This window comes from Stenotrophomonas sp. CFBP 13725, assembly GCF_014841935.1.
Taxonomy (GTDB): Bacteria; Pseudomonadota; Gammaproteobacteria; order Xanthomonadales; family Xanthomonadaceae; genus Stenotrophomonas.
In genome coordinates, this window is sequence record NZ_JACYUV010000013.1 from 41,139 (window position 1) to 58,233 (window position 17,095).

Sequence of the window (17,095 nt, forward strand, 5' to 3'; positions counted from 1 at the left end):
CGATCCTGGCTCACGGCAGGCGGTGGGGAATGGGCATCGTCCTGTCACTGCTGACGGCGTCGGCGTGGTCCGTCCCGCGTTCGCCGGATAGCGATACCCAGGCATGGATCGCAGCGCATCCCCAGCTTTCGGTGGGGGTCTACGACAGCGGTTGGCCTCCGCTGGAGTATGTGGAGGGCGCGCAGGTACGTGGCCTTGCACCGGATGTGCTGGCCTCCTTGGCTGCGGGGCTGGGGGTGACGTTGCATTACCGCCATTATCCCAGTTGGGCGCAGGTCCTGGAGGCGGCCTGCCGCGGTGAGATCGACATTGTGATGAACGTCGCACCGAGCAGTGACCCGGCGCGCTGTCTGGCCTACACCGGCGCCTATGCGGACGCACCGTTGGCCGTGGTGGGACGTCCCGGTGATCTGCGTGCATCCGACGACCCGGATTTGTCCGGTCTGCGCGTGGTCAGCGAGCAGGGCTTCCTGACCCAGGAAAAGATCCGCTCACGGTTCCCCCGCGCGCGCCTGATGGCGGTGCCGACCACCCTGGATGCGCTGCGGAAAGTAGCGCAGGACCAGGCCGATGTGTTCATCGGCAACGCCTACGTCGCCGGTCATCTCATCCAGGCTCATGGGTTGGACAACGTCGCCCTGCTGCGGCCCAGTGATCTGCCGGTGGAGTCGCTGCACTTCGGCGTGCCGCTGTCGAAAGCCCCGCTGGTGGAAGCGCTGGACGAGGCGATGGCCCGCCAGCCCGTTTCCCTGCGCGCCGAGCGCGCGGCCCGCTGGCTGCGCGTACCGGTATGGTCCGATCCGGCACGGCAGGCACTCAACCAGGCCGAGCGGCGCGCGCTGTCCACGCCGCTGCGGCTGGGCTTTGCGCCGAATGCCGCGCCGTTGTCGTACGCCGATGGCAGCGGCGCGCCCAGCGGGCTGGCCAGCGAGTACCTGCAGCGGCTGCGCCAGGCCGGTGCCACGCTGGACGTGGAGGGCAGCCATGACTGGTTCGACCTGCGCGAGAAGATGCGCCGCGGCCGCCTCGACGCGGTGATGGGGGTGCCCACCGATTCGCATTACCTCGGCACCGACTGGGTGTTCAGCCAGCCCTTCATCAGCGTGCCGAACGTGATCGTCACCGGACCCGGCAGCGACACCGTGCTGCAGATGAGCGATCTCGCCGGCAAGCGCGTGCTGCTGTCCGATCCCGAACGCCTGCGTGCGCAGGTACTGCAGCAGGCACCGCAGGCCCGCATCCTGGCCGCGCGCAGCGCCGAGCAGGCACTGCAGCGGCTGCTGGATGGTGAGGCGCAGGCGTACATCGGCAACCTGGCCATCGTCGATCGCCTGCTGCGTGAGCGTTTCCCCGGCCAGCTCCAGGTGGCCGCGCCCGCAGGTTTCGACGATCACCTTTCGCTGGCGGTGAAACGCGAGTACGCCCCCTTGGCGACGCGCTTCGATCGCCTGTTGCAACAGATGGGCCCGCGTGAACGCGAGGCGCTGCGCAACGATTGGCTGGCCGTGGAATACCGCAGTGGGACCGACTGGCGCACTGCGGCCCGTTGGGCGGTACCGATCGTACTGGTGCTGCTGACGGCGTTACTGGTGCATGCGCTCGGCTACTGGCGGCTGCGGCGCGAAGTCGCCGGCCGACGTGCATTGGAACAGCGCTTGGCCGATGTCACCCGCAACCTGCCGGCCATCGTCTACCAGATGCGCCGCACCGCCGATGGTACGTTGGGATTTCCGTACGTGGCCGGCGACATGCAGGCCTTGTTCGGCATCCAGCAGGAGGTGGCGATGGCGTCGGCCGCGGCGCTGCTGGACTGCATCGACGCACGCGACCGGCCGCAGGTGGAGGCAGCGATCGCCCACGCGGCGCGCGATTTCCTGCCGTTGTCGCTGGAGTTCCGCACCACCGCCGAGCCCTCGCGGTGGGTGCGCAGCCAGGCGCAGCCGTATGCCACCGATGCCGGTACGGTGACGTGGAGCGGATACTGGGTGGATATCACCGATGCCCACCGCCAGGCCGACGCACTGGCCCAGGCCAACGCCGCCGCCGAGCAGGCGGCCGATGCCAAGGCGCGTTTCCTGGCGACGATGAGCCATGAGATCCGCACGCCGATGAGCGGCGTGCTGGGCATGCTGGAGATCCTGGCTCATTCGCCGCTGCAGCCGCAGCAGCGCATCCACCTGGCCGAGGCCGAGCAGGCCGCGCAGTCGCTTCGGCGCATGCTCGATGACATCCTGGATTACGCCAAGATCGATGCCGGCGCGCTGCGCCTGGATCCCTTGCCGTTGCCGTTGCAGCCTCTGCTGGAATCGCTGCAGCGGCAGTTCGATGAAGCGGCGACCCGCAAAGGGCTGGCACTTCGGCTGGACATCGACTCGCGCCTGGCCACCGCCCATGAGGTGGACGGCCTGCGGCTGCGTCAGGTGCTGGGCAACCTGCTTGCCAATGCGATCCGGTTCACCGACACCGGCACGGTGCTGCTGCGGGTGGAGGTGCTGGAAGGCAGTTCGCCCAGCCTGCAGGACCTGCGCCTGCAGGTGATCGATACCGGTGTGGGGATGGACCAGGGTCAGGTGCAGGGTGTGTTCCAGCCGTTCGCTGCGGGGGACGTGCCGGTCACGCGTGACGTGGGCGGGACGGGGCTGGGACTGACGCTGTGCCAGCGCCTGGTGCAGCTGATGGGCGGCCGCCTGCTGGTGCACAGCACCCTGGGCAGCGGTACCGAGGTGGATGTGATGCTGCAGCTGCCGGTGGCCAGTGACGACGACATCGCCGCCGCGCTGCCGGGCCCGGGCAGCGTGCCGCCGTTGCCTGCCAACCTGCAACAGGCCCGCGTGCTGGTAGTTGAAGATCACCCTACCGCGCAGGCCATGATGGCGTGGCGGCTGGAGCAGCTGGGCGTGGCCCATGCCGTTGCCAGTGACGGACGGGCGGCCCTGCAGATGCTGGCTGCTTCCGCACAGGGTGAAGCATTCGACCTGGTCATCACGGACTGCCGCATGCCGGTGATGGATGGCTACGCGTTCACCCGCCTGCTGCGCGAGCGCGAGCAGCGCCAGGGCGGGGCGCGCCTGCCGGTGGTGGCGCTGACCGCCAGCCTGCTGGAGCAGGACCTGCGCCGCTGTCGCGAAGCGGGCATGGATGAAGTGCTGACCAAGCCGCTGTCACTGGCCCACCTGCGCGAGTGCCTGCTGCGCTGGCTGCACCCTACCGACCCGCCCCCGGTAGAGCCGACCGGGTAGTGCCGACCAGGTAGTGCCGACCAGGTAGTGCCGACCAGGTAGTGCCGACTTCAGTCGGCACCGTAGACCGTCAGCCGACTGAAGTCGGCTCTACCAAGCGGCACCATGGATCCGCAGCGGACCGGGTAGTGCCGACTTCAGTCGGCACCGTAGACCAGCAGCCGACTGAAGTCCGCTCTACCAAGCGGCACCGTGGATCCGCAGCGGACCGGGTAGTGCCGACTTCAGTCGGCACCGTAGACCAGCAGCCGACTGAAGTCGGCTCTACCAAGCGGCACCGTGGATCCGCAGCCGATCGGGTAGTGCCGACTTCAGTCGGCACCGTGGACCAGCAGCCGACTGAAGTCGGCTCTACCGAGGGCGACTCCGGACCAGCATCCGACGCACGTCGGCTCAACCGGTTGACGTAGCACGCGGCGGGGTCACTGCGCGTTGTGCTGCAGGTACTCGATCACCAGCCGGCGGCGTTCGGGATCGGGAAACGCGTTGTACATGCGCGTACCGGGTACGCGCGTGCTGGGCGAGCGCAGGAATGCGTCGAGGGTTTCGGCGCTCCACACAATGTCAGCCGCCCGCATGCCATCGGAATACGCGTAGTCCGGCAGGCTGCCGGCGCGTCGGCCGAGTACGCCGTGCAGGTTCGGTCCGTAGCGATGGATGCCGCCCGCCTGCACCGTATGGCAGCCCGCACACAGCGCAAAGGCGCGTTCGCGCTCCAGCGCCGCGGCCTGTGCAGGATCCTGCGGAACCGGCGCGCCGCACGCGGCAAGGGACAGCAGCAAGGGGACGAGGAAGACGGTGCGCATGGCGGAATCCGGGTCGGTCCCCCCGCGGGGACCCAGACCCGGTCTGCATCACATGCCGGAATAGTTGGGGCCACCGCCGCCCTGCGGTGTCACCCATACGATGTTCTGGGTGGGGTCCTTGATGTCGCAGGTCTTGCAGTGCACGCAGTTCTGCGCGTTGATCTGCAGCCGCTCCTGGCCCTGCGCGCCGACGAACTCATAGACGCCGGCCGGGCAGTAACGTGCTTCCGGCCCTGCGTATTCGGCCAGGTTCACCTGCACCGGAATGCTCGGATCCTTCAGCGTCAGATGGCTCGGCTGGTCTTCCTCGTGGTTGGTACTGCTGAGGAACACCGAGCTGAGACGGTCGAAGGTGAGCACGCCATCGGGCTTCGGGTAATCGATCCGGGTGTGCTGGGCGGCAGGTTCCAGGCAGGCGTGGTCCGGCGTGCTGTGGCGCAGCGTCCATGGCGCGTTGCGGATGCCCAGCTTGGGCAGCAGCCATTGTTCGATGCCGGTCATCAAGGTGGCCACGGTCTGGCCCTTCTTGAACCACTGTTTGAAGTTCTTCGACTGCTGCAGTTCGGCGTGCAGCCAGCTCGATTCGAAGGCTTGCGGATAGGCAGTCAGTTCATCGTGCTGGCGACCCGCGGTGAGCGCGTCGAAGGCGACATCCGCGGCCAGCATGCCGGTCTTCAGCGCGGCGTGGCTGCCCTTGATGCGGCTGGCATTGAGGTACCCGGCCTCGCAACCGACCAGCACACCGCCGGGGAACACGGTCTTCGGCAGCGACAGCAGGCCCCCGGCGGTGATCGCGCGGGCGCCGTAGCCGATGCGCTTGCCACCTTCCAGGTGCTTGCGGATGGCCGGGTGGGTCTTGAAGCGCTGGAACTCTTCGAAGGGGCTCAGCCAGGGGTTCTTGTAATCCAGGCCGACCACGTAGCCGATGGAGACCTTGCCGCCCTCGGCGTGATACAGGAAGGCGCCACCGTAGGTGTTGCCATCCAGTGGCCAGCCGGCGGCATGCACCACCAGCCCGGGCTCGTGCTTGGCCGGATCGATCTGCCACAGCTCCTTGATGCCCAGGCCGTAGGCCTGCGGGTCCTTGCCCTGGTCCAGCTGGTAGCGGGCGATCAGCTGGCGGCCCAGATGGCCGCGCGACCCCTCGGCAAAGACCGTGTACTTGGCATGCAGGGCCATGCCGCGTTCGAAGTTCGGACCCCGGCTGCCATCCTTCTCGATGCCCATGTCACCGGTTGCCACGCCGATCACTTCACCGGCATCGCCGTACAGGACCTCGGCCGCGGCAAAGCCGGGGAAAATGGCCACTTCCAGCGCTTCGGCCTGCTGCGCCAGCCAGCGGCCCACTTCGCCCAGGCTGACGATGTAATTGCCTTCGTTGTGGAAACATTCCGGCAGCAACGGCTTGGGTGTGGTGCGGGCACCGGTTTCGCTGAGGAACAGGAACTCGTCGCGGGTGACTTTCTGCTTCAACGGCGCGCCGCGCTCGGCCCAGTCGGGGAACAGCTCGGACAACGCGCGCGGATCCATCACCGCGCCGGAGAGCAGGTGCGCGCCGGGCTCGGACCCTTTCTCCAGGACGCAGACGGACAATTCGCTGCCGGCTTCGATGGCACGCTGGCGCAGGCGGATGGCGGTGGCCAATCCCGCCGGTCCGGCGCCGACGATCACGACGTCGAATTCCATTACTTCGCGGGCGGGCAGTTCGATGGCTTCAGCGCTCATGGATAACCTGACTCTTGGGTAGGCCGCCCTCCAACACGGGGCGACGGTTGCCTGGAAAACGCGCGTGCTGCCACGGCGAAACGGGTGTTTGAATCCATCAGGTTAACGGTAGTCGCGGCTGTCGGCCAGCCGGGCGCGCCAAGGTGGGAATGCTGCAGCGCAATAGATCGTACGGGGGTGACAGGGCCACGCCGCGCAGGACCTCGGGATAGGCCGCATGGCTCGATTTGTCATACCTGATCGTTTGTACAGAAGCCCAGACGTTTTGAGCACAGCATCGCCCCTCGCGACAGCGTTCCTTCCTAGGCTGGTCATGTCCAGTGGGATTAGGGGGACGTGCGATGGCTCAGGAGCTCTTTGTCCGCGATGTATCGCCGTCGTATGCGCTGCACATCGCCTCGCCCCTCCTCGCAGCAGCAGATACGCCGGCGGACTGTCGTCGGGTATCGGTGTATGCCGTGCTGGCGTGTCTGCTGCTGCGCCTGCATGACCGACTGCGGTGTGGAACCGCATTGCAGATGCCCTGCACGTGTCTGCGTTTCTCCACGCAACGCTTGCCCTCGGAGAAGTTTGTCGAGCTGGATCGGCAGTTGGCTGGCCAGCAGGCAGGCCTGAACGCATTGACGGTGGCGGAATATCTGCAGGCGCGTGCCGGCTTCAGCCCGGCAGGTCGTGATCCGCAGGTGGCCCGCCGCGCACGCGCTTCCTGGCGCAGCAAACTGGTGCAGGCCCGTAGCGAAGCACTGACGCATGCGGGGTGCGGGGAAGCTGACGCGACCGCGCAGGCGCTGTCCCACGCAGACAAGCAGATGCGCTCGCTGCATGCCCTGCACAATCCCGATCGTATCGCCGGTGGCCATGATGTCATCGCCGACTTTGGCGATGGCCAGGTGAACTCGACCATAGGTCGGCAGTGGAATCTGATGCGGGGTGGGTTGCCCTCCCGTGTACAGCAACTGGACGCGGCGGCATCGTCCGTGCCGGAAGCCGTCCGGGCCGAGACGCACATGAATGGCATGCTGGTGCGCGACACGTGATAACGAGCAGAATGCAGCCTGCTTCCATGACGTTGCCGGTGTGCTCGATGAGTCTTGATCCGTGTGATCTGTTCGATGTCCGTTCCCTGCTGAGTGAGCAGGAGCGCGCCGTGCAGGATGCCGTGGCACGCTTCGTCGACCAGCGCGTGCTGCCGATCATCGGTGACTGCTTCGATGCGGCACGATTCCCGATCGAGCTGGTGCCGGAGATCGCGGGCCTCGGCCTGCTCGGTGCGACCCTGCCGACGGAGCTGGGCGGCGGCGGCCTGGATGCGGTGGCCTATGGGCTCATCTGCCAGGAGCTGGAGCGTGGCGACTCGGGGCTGCGCAGCTTCGTGTCGGTGCAGAGTTCGCTGTGCATGTATCCGATCTTCGCCTACGGCAGTGAGGCGCAGCGTCAGCGCTGGCTGCCGGCGATGGCGCGCGCTGAGCTGATCGGATGCTTCGGACTGACCGAGGCCCACGGCGGATCGGACCCTTCCAGCATGAAGACCCGTGCGGTTCGTGATGGAGACGACTGGCGCCTGACGGGAAGCAAGATGTGGATCACCAACGCGCCGATCGCGGATCTGGCGATCGTGTGGGCGCAGACCGACGAAGGCGTGCAGGGCTTCGTGCTGGAGAAGGGCATGCCCGGGTTCAGCGTGCAGGAGATCCTGCGCAAGATGAGCCTGCGTGCCTCATCGACCGGTGCGCTGTTCTTCGATGATGTGCGGGTGCCGGACGGCAACCGCTTGGCTGGGGTAAAGGGGTTGAAGGGACCGCTGGGCTGCCTGAACCAGGCGCGCTACGGCATCAGCTGGGGGCCGATCGGCGCAGCCATCGCATGCCTGCGCGAAGCCATCGCCTACGCCAAGGAGCGCGAGCTGTTCGGGCGCCCGTTGGCGGCTACCCAGAGTGCACAGATCAAGCTGGCGGAGATGGCGCGGCGGATCACCACCGCCCAGCTGCTGGCGCTGCAGCTGGGTCGCCTGAAAGAAGCGGGCGTCGTGCAGCCGCAGCAGGTCAGCCTGGCCAAGTGGAACAATTGCCGCATGGCGATCGACATCGCCCGCGAGTGCCGCGACCTGCTGGGCGCCGCAGGCATCACCACCGAGCACGCCGCCATCCGCCACGCCTTGAACCTGGAGTCGGTGATCACCTACGAAGGCACCGAAACCGTGCACCAACTGGTGATAGGCCGCGAACTGACCGGGTTCAACGCGTTCTGAGCATCAGCCGCGCTGTTTCGCGCGCGCCCGACGCGTCAACGACGCCTGCGGTAGCGCCGACCCATGGTCGGCGGAATGCTCCCGCCAACGGCCCGCTGCGCTCGCCGACCACGGGTCGGCGCTACCGCTTTTCTTCTCTTTTCATACGCGGCGAGCGGCCACGGAACCCGTCAGGGGGCCGGGCGGTGGGGCGGGGCGGGGGCGTTGAGCGCCATGGATGGCGCGAAACGAGGCACGCAGGAGCGGCTTTTGCCGTCCCCCGCCCCGCTCCACCGCCCGGCCCCAGACACGCAGCATGTTGTCAGCGCCACCCGCGAGGGGGTCTCACCCGTTCGACCGACCTCACACCCCGCCGGCAAACCCGTGCTGCCGCCACGCCTCGTACATCACCACCGCCACCGTGTTGGACAGGTTGAGGCTGCGGTTGTCCGGGCGCATGGGAAGGCGCAGACGTTGGCCGTCCGGTAGCGCATCCAGAATGTCCTGCGGCAGGCCGCGGCTCTCCGGACCGAACAGGAACGCATCCCCATCGGCGAAGGGCACGCTGTCGAAACGCACGCTTGCACGCGTGCTCAGGGCAAACAGGCGCTTCGGGGCGATGCGCGCGAGGGCGGTGTCCAGATCCGGATGGACCTGCAGCCGCGAATACTCGTGGTAGTCCAGGCCGGCGCGCTTGAGCTGCTTGTCATCCAGTGCGAAACCCAAGGGCTCGACCAGGTGCAGCTGCGCGCCGGTGTTGGCGCAAAGACGGATGATGTTGCCCGTGTTGGGCGGTATTTCAGGCTGGAACAGCACGACGTGGAACGTTGGGACCTGGCTCATCGACGCAGTGTAATGCGCGGCGCGGAACTTCGCGGCTGGCCGGGTCCTCTCGGGTCAAGGGAGCCCGGCTTTCAGGGGATCAACAACCGGTGAGGCGCAGCGACAGCCATCATGGGTGAACTCACGGACGTACCAGCACCATCGCGGTTTCCATCGCCAGCGCCTGCAGCTCGCTCTGGCTCGGGCGCACCTGCACGACCGGCAGGTTGACGATCACGTTGTTGGCAAACGCGCTGGCCGCCGTGGCCAGGGCGACGGTGTAACGCTCGGCCTGCAACTCGGCGGCCAAGGCGACCTTCTGCTCCAGGCTGGGGCGCACTTCGACGGCAGCCAGCGTGGTGATCGGCGCGGCGACCGCTGCGGCCAGCACGACGACATTCTGTTCGCCCAGCTGGTCAGCACTGGGGCGCACCTGCACGGCAGCGAGCGTCGGGATGGTGCTGCTGCGTTCCCATGCCTGCTGGGCCAGCTGCTCCGTGTCGGGGCGAACCTGCACGGCCTGCAGCGTCGCGATGGAGGGAGCAGCCTGCACCGGAGAAACAAAAGCCGTACCGGCGATCAGGGAGATGGCGATGGCGAGGATCTTGGTGTTCATGGCGGGGCCTGTTTAGTGTGTGTGGGCGGTGGTGTGGTAGTAAGGTAGTACACCAAAACTGGGCTTGCAAGAACAATCGCGGGTTTTCTACTTGCGTTCAGCGTTCAGTCAGGTTGAGCTTGATCGCTGGTTTGGTGCAGGTAAGGCACAGCAATCGCCGTGCCATGTTTTAGTTGTTCAAGTTCAATGGCTTGGCGAGTGGCCGTGCTGTCCGCCGTCCGGACACCTGTCCGCTGGTAGAGCGGACTTCAGTCCGCTTGCCTTGGACCGCAGCCGACTGAAGTCGGCTCTACCGGTTGCCTCTACCCCACACCGCAGCCGAATGAAGTCGGCTCTACCTAAGCCGCAGCGGAACGTGACGCCTGGCCGATGCCGGGGTAGCGCCCAACGCGCTAGCATCGGCCCTCACTCAGATGACCAAGGATCCGGAATGACATCCCGACTGCGCCCGCGCACTGCACTGCTTGCTGTCGCTCTCACCACAGCGCTCGGTGGGCTGGCGCCCGCCCCGCTGTTCGCCAAGCCGGCTGCGGTGGCCAAGGTCGACATTCCGTTCGAGCAGTTCACCCTGCCCAATGGCCTGCGCGTGGTGGTGCATACCGACCGCAAGGCGCCGATCGTCGCGGTCAACGTCTGGTATCACGTGGGCAGCAAGGACGAGCCGGTAGGCCGCACAGGCTTCGCCCACCTGTTTGAACATCTGATGTTCCAGCGCAGCGAAAACCACGACGGCGAGTACTTCGAGCCCTTCAAGCAGGTCGGTGCCACCGGCCAGAACGGCACGACCAATACCGACCGCACCAACTATTTCGAGAACGTGCCCACCACGGCGCTGGATATGGCGCTGTGGATGGAATCGGACCGCATGGGCCACCTGCTGGGGGCCATCGACCAGGCCGCACTGGATGAACAGCGTGGCGTGGTGCAGAACGAAAAGCGCCAGGGCGAGAACCAGCCTTATGGACAAGTGTGGACGCAGCTCAACCGCGCGCTCTATCCGAAGGGGCACCCGTACCACCACAGCGTCATCGGATCGATGAACGATCTCAACGCCGCCTCGCTGGATGACGTAAAGAACTGGTTCCGCACCTGGTACGGCCCGAACAATGCGGTGCTGGTGCTGGCCGGTGACATCGATCTGGCGACCGCCAAAGAGAAGGTGGCCAAGTACTTCGGCAGCATCCCGGCCGGCCCGACGATGGCCCAGCCGCAGGTGGACGTCGCCGTGCGTCCTGCCGACACCCGCGAGACCATGACCGACAAGGTGCCGCAGGTACGGATCTACCGCGCCTGGAACGTCGCCGAAGTCGGTACCGCCGACGTCGACCAGCTGCAGCTGCTCGGTCAGGTGCTGGGCGGTGCGAAATCATCGCGTCTGGCCAAGCGCCTGGAGCACGAAGAGAAGCTGGTGGACAACATCAGCGCCGGCGCGTACGCCTCGCAGCTGGGCTCGAACTTCATGGTCATGGCGACGGTGAAGCAGGGCGTGGACCCGGCCAAGGTCGAGGCGATCATCGACGAAGAGATCGACCGTCTGGTGGCCGAGGGTCCCAGCGCTGAAGAGCTGAGCCGCGCCAAGACCGCATTCCGCGCCAGCTTCATCCGCGGCATCGAGCGCATCGGGGGCTTCGGTGGCAAGGCGGACGCCCTGGCCGAATGCACGGTCTACACCGGCGACCCCGGCTGTTTCCGCGACTCGCTGAAGAACATCGACGGCGCCACGGTCGCGCAGCTGCGCACCGTCGGTGGCAAGTGGCTGGGCAAAGGCAGCCACACGCTGATCGTCGAGCCTGGCGATCGCGTGGTGCTGGAAGAAGACGCCTCGCAGAGCCCCAAGCCGTTCGAGCTGCCGGCCGCGGATGCCAAGTACAGCACGCTGCCGGCGCAGGTCGATCGCAGTGCGGGCGTACCGCAGACCAAGACGTTCCCGGAGCTGAAGTTCCCGGCCCTGCAGCGCGCTACGTTGAAGAACGGCACGCGGGTCATCCTGGCCGAGCGCCACGAAATCCCCGTCGTGCAGTTCAGCTACCAGTTCCCGGGTGGGTTCAGTGCCGACCAGGACCGCAAGCCGGGCACCGCGAACTTCGCCATGGGCCTGATGAGCGAGGGAGCCGGCAAGCTGGGTTCGCTGGCGTTCTCCGACGCTGCCGATGCATTGGGTGCGGATCTGGGCGCATCCGCCGGGTTGGACTTCAGCACGGTGGATCTGTCCGCACTGAAGGAAAACCTGGCACCGTCGCTGGGCTTGTATGCCACGCTGCTGCGCCAGCCGCGCTTCGACCAGTCGGAGATCGACCGGGTCAAGGGCAGCTGGATTGCCGGCATCAAGCAGGAAAAGGCCAACCCGACCGCATCGGCGATGCGCGTGCTGCCGCCGCTGCTGTACGGCAAGGGTCACCCGTATGCGATTCCGTTCACCGGTAGCGGTGACGAGGCGGCCATCGCCAGCCTGACCCGCGACGACCTGGTGGACTTCCACCGCGATTGGCTGCGTCCGGAAGAGGGCACGCTGATCGTGGTCGGCGACACCACCCTGAAGGAAATCGTGCCGCTGCTCAACCGTCAGTTGGGTGACTGGAAAGCGGAAGGCCCGGCGCCGAAGGTCAAGGCGGCCGTGGATGTCGCGCTGCCCAGCACCGCCCGTGTGTTCCTGATCGACCAGCCGGGCGCGGTGCAGGCGAACCTGTTCGCTGGTCAGGTCGTGCCGTCGTCGGTGGACCCGGGTTCGATCCGCTTCGATATCGCCAACGGCGTGCTTGGCGGTGACTTCACCTCGCGCTTGAACATGAACCTGCGCGAGGAAAAGCATTGGTCCTACGGCGCGCGCAGCAGTGCCAGCAGCACCGTCGGCCAGCGGCCGTGGATGGCGATGGCGCCGGTACAGATCGACAAGACCGGCCCGGCACTGGCAGAAATGCGCAAGGAGATCGTCGAGTTCGCTAATGGCAGCAAGCCGGCGACCGCCGCTGAAGTGCAGCGCATCCGCAACATCCAGACCCTGAGCCTGCCGGGTGCATATGAGACGGCGAGCTCGGTACTGGGCACGATCGGCAGCATGGTGCAGTTCCAGCGGCCGGACGATTACGTGTTCCAGCGCAAGGCGGAGATCGAATCGCTGACCCCGGCACAGGTGCAGCAGGCCGCCTCGGCGATCAAGCCGGACGCGCTGACATGGGTGGTGGTCGGTGACCTGAAGCAGACCGAGGCGGCCGTGCGCGCGCTGAAGCTGGGCGAGGTCAGCGTGATCGACGCCGATGGCAACCCGGTGAAGCCCGCGAAGTAACGCGACAGGGTGACGACCTTGGTCCTCACCCTGCTTCCGGTTGGGAAACGGATCGGACCGGAACGGAACGGATCGGAACGGATTGGATCGAAACGGATTGGATCGAAACCGGTTGGATCGAAACGGAACGGATTGGGTTGGATCGGATCGGATCGGATTGGATCGGATTGGATCGGTAGAGCCGACTTCAGTCGGCTGCCTTTCAAGGCCCAGCCGACTGAAGTCGGCTCTACCTGTAACGCGGCAGCCGACTGAAGTCGGCTCTACCGGTCAAACACCGTGCGGGGTTATTTCTTTGCCGGCACCGGCTCGTTGACGATCGTTTCCAGGTCTTTCTGCAGGTCGACGAACAGCGGCTGCATGCGGGTCTGGATCGCCACCATCACGTTCTGCATCAGCGCCGGGGTCTTGTCCAACAGACTCTGTCCTGCGGAGCTTTCATAGAATTCCGCCATGGCCAGCACGTCTTCCTTGCTGAAGGTCTGCTTGTACAGGTCCACGTACATCGGCCGCAGCTGCTGCCAGGACAGGGCCTGCTTCAACGTCTGCCCGGTGCGTACCTGGATGCGCTGCAGCTGTTCCTGCTGCTGCGGGCTCAGCTGGCGCTGCTGGGTGATCTGGTCGAACTGCTGGCGCTGCATCGCTTCGATCTGCGGCAGCATGGAGTCAAGCATGGCCTGCGCGCGCGAGGCCGAAAGCAGGCGGTTGATGTCGCCATCGGACGGCGGCGCGGCCAGCGCGGGCAGGGAGGCAAGCGCGAGGGCCAGCAACAGGGCGGCGCGTGGCAGGTGGCGGGAGAAGCGGATCATGCGGACGTCCTGGATGGATGATCTGGCCAGCATACCCGGCTATCTGGCGAAGGCGGCGTGTTGAGCCCCTGATCGCGGTGGAACGGCCCGCGATGCCGACAGCCAACCGTCACCGCCAGCCGCTACAATGGGCACATGGGTAATGGACCAGTCGTCATCTCCGCGCAGCTCGTGATCCCCGACGATGAACTCGTCGAGCGGTTCGTGCGTGCCAGTGGCGCAGGAGGCCAAAACGTCAACAAGGTATCGACCGCGGTGGAGCTGCGGTTCGACCTGGCCGGCTCGCCGTCGCTGCCGGAACCGTTGCGTGCGCGCTTGCTGGTGCGCCGCGACCGACGCGTGACCGGCGAAGGCGTGCTGGTCATCGATGCGCAGCGTTTCCGTACCCAGGACCGCAACCGCGAAGATGCGCGCGAGCGGCTGGCCGAGTTCATCCGCGCCGGACTCAGCGTACCCAAGCCGCGTAAAGCCACCAAACCTACCTACGGGTCGACCCTGCGTCGCCTGGACGCCAAGAAAGGCCGCGCGCAGGTCAAGCGCGGCCGCACAACCCGCAACTGGGAGTAAGCCTTGAACCACCCGTCACCGCTGCTGCCACCCGTTCCGCCGAACATGCCGCAGGTAAAGCCGAATGCCTTCATCCGCTGGATCGCCCGCAGTGCGCTGCGCCTGCGCGGCTGGAGAGTGGTCGGCACGCTGCCCGACGTGCCCAAGGTGGTGATGATCATCGCCCCGCACTCGTCCAACTGGGACGGGTATTGGGGCATGGCGGTGAAGCTCGCGTTGGGCCTGGACGTGCGCGTGCTGGGCAAAGCCTCACTGTTCTGGTGGCCGCTGGGCCCGTTGCTGCGCAAGCTGGGCGTTATCCCGCTCGATCGCAGTTCGCCGCAGGGGACGGTGGAACAGGCCGTCGCGGTGATCCGTCGCTCGGAAAAGATGTGGTACGCCATCACCCCGGAAGGCACCCGCAAGAAGGTGACGAACTGGAAGGCCGGCTTCCTGAAGATCGCGCGGATGGCGGACGTGCCGATCCTGGCGGCGTATTTCCACTACCCGGACAAGACCATCGGATTCGGGCCGTTGTTCCGCGCCACCGGTAATGACGCGGCTGACATGGCCAGCATCCGCGAGTGGTACCGGCCGTGGGTGGGCAAGACCCGCGGCACCGTCTGAGCGGCCACGCCCCGGCAGCGCACGCGCCACGTCCGGCACATGCTGGCGCGACGGCGTGGGAGTAGGCTGGAAGGCTGGCGGTCGGTCCTGATCGCCCCTCTAGGAGCCTTTTGCATGTCGCGTACCGTCATCCTGGCCGCCGCCATCAGCCTGGCGCTGGCCGCCTGTTCCGGCAAGGAGTCCACCCCCGTGTCCGAAGCACAGAATGCCCCGGCCCAGCAGCCGGCCGATGCCTCCACCAACCCGCTGCTGAGCGCCAGCACACTGCCCTTCCAGGCACCGCCGTTCGACAAGATCCAGGACAGCGACTACCTGCCCGCCTTCGAAGAGGGCATGCGCCAGCATCTGGCTGAAGTGCGCGCCATCGCCGACAAGAGCGAACCGGCGACCTTCGACAACACCATCGTGGCGATGGAACGCAGCGGCGAAACGCTGACCCGCGTCTCGCGCATCTTCTTCGGCCTGGTGCAGGCCGATACCAATGAAGCGCGGCAGAAGATCCAGGAAGAAGTGGCGCCCAAGCTGGCTGCCCACCAGGATGAGATCAACCTGGATCCGAAGTTGTTCGCACGGGTGAAGTCGCTGTACGACCAGCGCGCCACGCTGGGCCTGGATCCGGTGCAGACGCGTCTGGTCGAGCACTACTACGATGGCCTGGTGCGGTCCGGTGCGCAGCTCAACGACGCCGACAAGGCCAGCCTGCGCAAGCTCAACGTGGAAGAAACCACGCTGTCCACGCAGTTCCACACCCGCCTGGTGGCGGCGACTGCCGCCGCAGCCGTGGTGGTGGATGACAAGGCCAAGCTGGTCGGGCTGAGCGAAGATGCCATCGCCACTGCCGCCGCCGATGCCACTGCGCGCAAGCTGGACGGCAAGTTCCTGCTGCCGTTGCAGAACACCACCCAGCAGCCGGTGCTGGGCTCACTGAGTGATCGCGAGCAGCGCGCGGCCGTGCTGAAGGCATCGGAAACCCGGGCCCTGCGCGGTGATGCCAACGACACCCAGCAGACCGTGCAGCGTCTCGCCCAGCTGCGTGCGCAGAAGGCCAAGCTGCTCGGCTTCGCCACGTATGCCGATTACAACCTGGGCGACCAGATGGCCAAGACGCCGGCTGCTGCCTTGAAGCTGCTGACCGACACCGTGCCGGCGGCTACCGCCAAGGCGCGCGCTGAGGCCGCCGACATCCAGAAGGTGATCGACGAACAGAGCGCTGCATCGAAGACCGCCAGCTTCAAGCTGGCCGCATCGGACTGGGACTTCTACGCCGAGCAGGTGCGCAAGGCGAAGTACGACCTGGACGAATCACAGATCAAGCCGTACTTCGAACTGGACAACGTGCTGCAGAACGGCGTCTTCTATGCCGCCACCCAGCTGTATGGCATCACTTTCAAGCCGCGCACCGACATCCCGACCTACCACGCGGACATGAAGGTGTACGAAGTGTTCGACAAGGACGGCACCTCGCTGGCGCTGTTCTACACCGACTACTTCAAGCGTGACAGCAAGTCCGGTGGCGCATGGATGGATGTGTTCGTCGAACAGGATGGCCTGACCGGCACCAAGCCGGTGGTGTACAACGTGGCCAACTTCACCAAGCCAGCGGCCGGCCAGCCCGCGCTGCTGAGCTTCGACGACGTCACCACGCTGTTCCATGAGTTTGGCCACGCGCTGCACGGCATGTTCTCCAACGTGAAGTACCCGTCCATCGCCGGTACCGCCACCTCGCGCGATTTCGTCGAGTTCCCGTCGCAGTTCAACGAGCATTGGGCGCTGGACCCGAAGGTCTTCGCCCACTATGCGAAGAACTACAAGACCGGCGAGCCGATGCCGCAGGAACTGGTCGACAAGATCCTCAAGGCACGCAGCTTCAACCAGGGCTACGCGACGACCGAGTATCTGTCGGCCGCGCTGCTTGACCTGGCCTGGCACACGCAGAAGGCCGACGCCCCGCTGCAGGATGTGCCGGCCTTTGAAGCTGCCGCGTTGAAGAAGTTCAACGTCGATCTGGCGCAGGTGCCGCCGCGTTACCGCACCACCTACTTCGACCACATCTGGGGCGGTGGCTACTCGGCCGGTTACTACGCCTACTTCTGGGCCGAAGTGCTGGACCACGATGCCTTCGCCTGGTTCACCGAGCACGGTGGCCTCACCGCCGAAAACGGCCAGGTGTTCCGTGACAAGGTGCTGTCGCGCGGCAACAGCGTCGAGCTGAGCCAGCTCTACCGCGACTTCCGCGGCAAGGACCCGTCGGTGGAACCCCTGCTTGAGTTCCGCGGGCTGAAGTAAGGTGAACGAACGGCGGGGGAAACCCCGCCGTTCTGCTGTTGCGCCCCCGGTCTGGTAGAGCCGACTTCAGTCGGCTGCTTTCAGCTTGCCTTGGTAGAGCCGACTTCAG

At 66.2% G+C, this 17,095-nt stretch carries 12 protein-coding genes; 7 read left to right on the plus strand and 5 right to left on the minus strand.

The window, feature by feature from the left end; translation table 11 throughout:
- The first annotated feature begins 29 nt into the window (after positions 1 to 29).
- Complete coding sequence (locus tag IFT65_RS16450; RefSeq protein WP_192082448.1) at positions 30 to 3,239, plus strand: transporter substrate-binding domain-containing protein; 3,210 nt, start codon at positions 30 to 32, stop codon at positions 3,237 to 3,239.
- Between the two features lie 422 nt (positions 3,240 to 3,661).
- Here IFT65_RS16450 and IFT65_RS16455 read toward each other — a convergent pair whose 3' ends face one another.
- Together IFT65_RS16455 and IFT65_RS16460 are read right to left on the minus strand one after the other, a co-directional pair.
- On the minus strand, positions 3,662 to 4,045 hold the full coding sequence (locus IFT65_RS16455; RefSeq protein ID WP_192082449.1) for a c-type cytochrome: 384 nt from the start codon (positions 4,043 to 4,045) through the stop codon (positions 3,662 to 3,664).
- Positions 4,046 to 4,093: 48 nt separating this feature from the next.
- Positions 4,094 to 5,770, minus strand: a complete 1,677-nt coding sequence (locus IFT65_RS16460; RefSeq protein ID WP_192082450.1) for an electron transfer flavoprotein-ubiquinone oxidoreductase — start codon at positions 5,768 to 5,770, stop codon at positions 4,094 to 4,096.
- Between the two features lie 341 nt (positions 5,771 to 6,111).
- On the opposite strand from IFT65_RS16460, the gene IFT65_RS16465 reads away from it, so the two are divergent.
- Together IFT65_RS16465 and IFT65_RS16470 are read left to right on the plus strand one after the other, a co-directional pair.
- Positions 6,112 to 6,807, plus strand: coding sequence for a polymorphic toxin type 15 domain-containing protein (locus IFT65_RS16465; protein ID WP_192082451.1), 696 nt, complete (start codon positions 6,112 to 6,114; stop codon positions 6,805 to 6,807).
- A gap of 47 nt (positions 6,808 to 6,854) precedes the next feature.
- Positions 6,855 to 8,018 carry an acyl-CoA dehydrogenase family protein gene (locus IFT65_RS16470; RefSeq protein WP_192082452.1) on the plus strand — a complete coding sequence of 388 codons (1,164 nt, stop codon included), beginning with the start codon at positions 6,855 to 6,857 and terminating at the stop codon, positions 8,016 to 8,018.
- A 342-nt stretch (positions 8,019 to 8,360) separates the two neighbouring features.
- On the opposite strand, the gene IFT65_RS16475 is transcribed toward IFT65_RS16470, so the two are convergent.
- Positions 8,361 to 8,840, minus strand: coding sequence for a tRNA (cytidine(34)-2'-O)-methyltransferase (locus tag IFT65_RS16475; RefSeq protein ID WP_192082454.1), 480 nt, complete (start codon positions 8,838 to 8,840; stop codon positions 8,361 to 8,363).
- A gap of 121 nt (positions 8,841 to 8,961) precedes the next feature.
- Positions 8,962 to 9,435, minus strand: coding sequence for a hypothetical protein (locus tag IFT65_RS16480; protein WP_192082455.1), 474 nt, complete (start codon positions 9,433 to 9,435; stop codon positions 8,962 to 8,964).
- Between the two features lie 430 nt (positions 9,436 to 9,865).
- Here IFT65_RS16480 and IFT65_RS16485 point away from each other — a divergent pair, with 430 nt between their 5' ends.
- On the plus strand, positions 9,866 to 12,718 hold the full coding sequence (locus tag IFT65_RS16485; protein WP_192082456.1) for a pitrilysin family protein: 2,853 nt from the start codon (positions 9,866 to 9,868) through the stop codon (positions 12,716 to 12,718).
- A gap of 287 nt (positions 12,719 to 13,005) precedes the next feature.
- Here the strand turns inward: IFT65_RS16485 and IFT65_RS16490 are convergent, their stop codons facing one another.
- The gene (locus IFT65_RS16490) at positions 13,006 to 13,527 is read right to left on the minus strand and encodes a DUF2059 domain-containing protein (RefSeq protein ID WP_188325711.1); all 522 of its coding nucleotides are present in this window, start codon (positions 13,525 to 13,527) and stop codon (positions 13,006 to 13,008) included.
- Positions 13,528 to 13,662: 135 nt separating this feature from the next.
- Between IFT65_RS16490 and arfB the strand changes: the two genes are divergently transcribed.
- The 3 genes from arfB (at position 13,663) to IFT65_RS16505 (ending at position 16,986) form a co-directional block, all read left to right on the plus strand.
- Positions 13,663 to 14,094 (plus strand): alternative ribosome rescue aminoacyl-tRNA hydrolase ArfB, encoded by a 432-nt coding sequence (arfB, locus tag IFT65_RS16495; RefSeq protein ID WP_188325712.1) that lies wholly within the window; start codon positions 13,663 to 13,665, stop codon positions 14,092 to 14,094.
- Positions 14,095 to 14,139: 45 nt separating this feature from the next.
- Positions 14,140 to 14,700 (plus strand): lysophospholipid acyltransferase family protein, encoded by a 561-nt coding sequence (locus IFT65_RS16500; RefSeq protein WP_192082505.1) that lies wholly within the window; start codon positions 14,140 to 14,142, stop codon positions 14,698 to 14,700.
- Positions 14,701 to 14,814: 114 nt separating this feature from the next.
- On the plus strand, positions 14,815 to 16,986 hold the full coding sequence (locus tag IFT65_RS16505; protein ID WP_192082457.1) for a M3 family metallopeptidase: 2,172 nt from the start codon (positions 14,815 to 14,817) through the stop codon (positions 16,984 to 16,986).
- Positions 16,987 to 17,095: the final 109 nt, after the last annotated feature.

Coding starts and splice junctions, on each gene's coding strand:
- IFT65_RS16505 (WP_192082457.1), top strand. CDS start 14,815: ATGTCGCGTACCGTCATCCTGGCCGCCGCCATCAGCCTGGCGCTGGCC.
- IFT65_RS16465 (WP_192082451.1), top strand. CDS start 6,112: ATGGCTCAGGAGCTCTTTGTCCGCGATGTATCGCCGTCGTATGCGCTG.
- IFT65_RS16485 (WP_192082456.1), top strand. CDS start 9,866: ATGACATCCCGACTGCGCCCGCGCACTGCACTGCTTGCTGTCGCTCTC.
- arfB (WP_188325712.1), top strand. CDS start 13,663: ATGGGTAATGGACCAGTCGTCATCTCCGCGCAGCTCGTGATCCCCGAC.
- IFT65_RS16455 (WP_192082449.1), bottom strand. CDS start 4,045: ATGCGCACCGTCTTCCTCGTCCCCTTGCTGCTGTCCCTTGCCGCGTGC.
- IFT65_RS16475 (WP_192082454.1), bottom strand. CDS start 8,840: ATGAGCCAGGTCCCAACGTTCCACGTCGTGCTGTTCCAGCCTGAAATA.
- IFT65_RS16490 (WP_188325711.1), bottom strand. CDS start 13,527: ATGATCCGCTTCTCCCGCCACCTGCCACGCGCCGCCCTGTTGCTGGCC.
- IFT65_RS16450 (WP_192082448.1), top strand. CDS start 30: ATGGGCATCGTCCTGTCACTGCTGACGGCGTCGGCGTGGTCCGTCCCG.
- IFT65_RS16500 (WP_192082505.1), top strand. CDS start 14,140: ATGCCGCAGGTAAAGCCGAATGCCTTCATCCGCTGGATCGCCCGCAGT.
- IFT65_RS16470 (WP_192082452.1), top strand. CDS start 6,855: ATGAGTCTTGATCCGTGTGATCTGTTCGATGTCCGTTCCCTGCTGAGT.
- IFT65_RS16480 (WP_192082455.1), bottom strand. CDS start 9,435: ATGAACACCAAGATCCTCGCCATCGCCATCTCCCTGATCGCCGGTACG.
- IFT65_RS16460 (WP_192082450.1), bottom strand. CDS start 5,770: ATGAGCGCTGAAGCCATCGAACTGCCCGCCCGCGAAGTAATGGAATTC.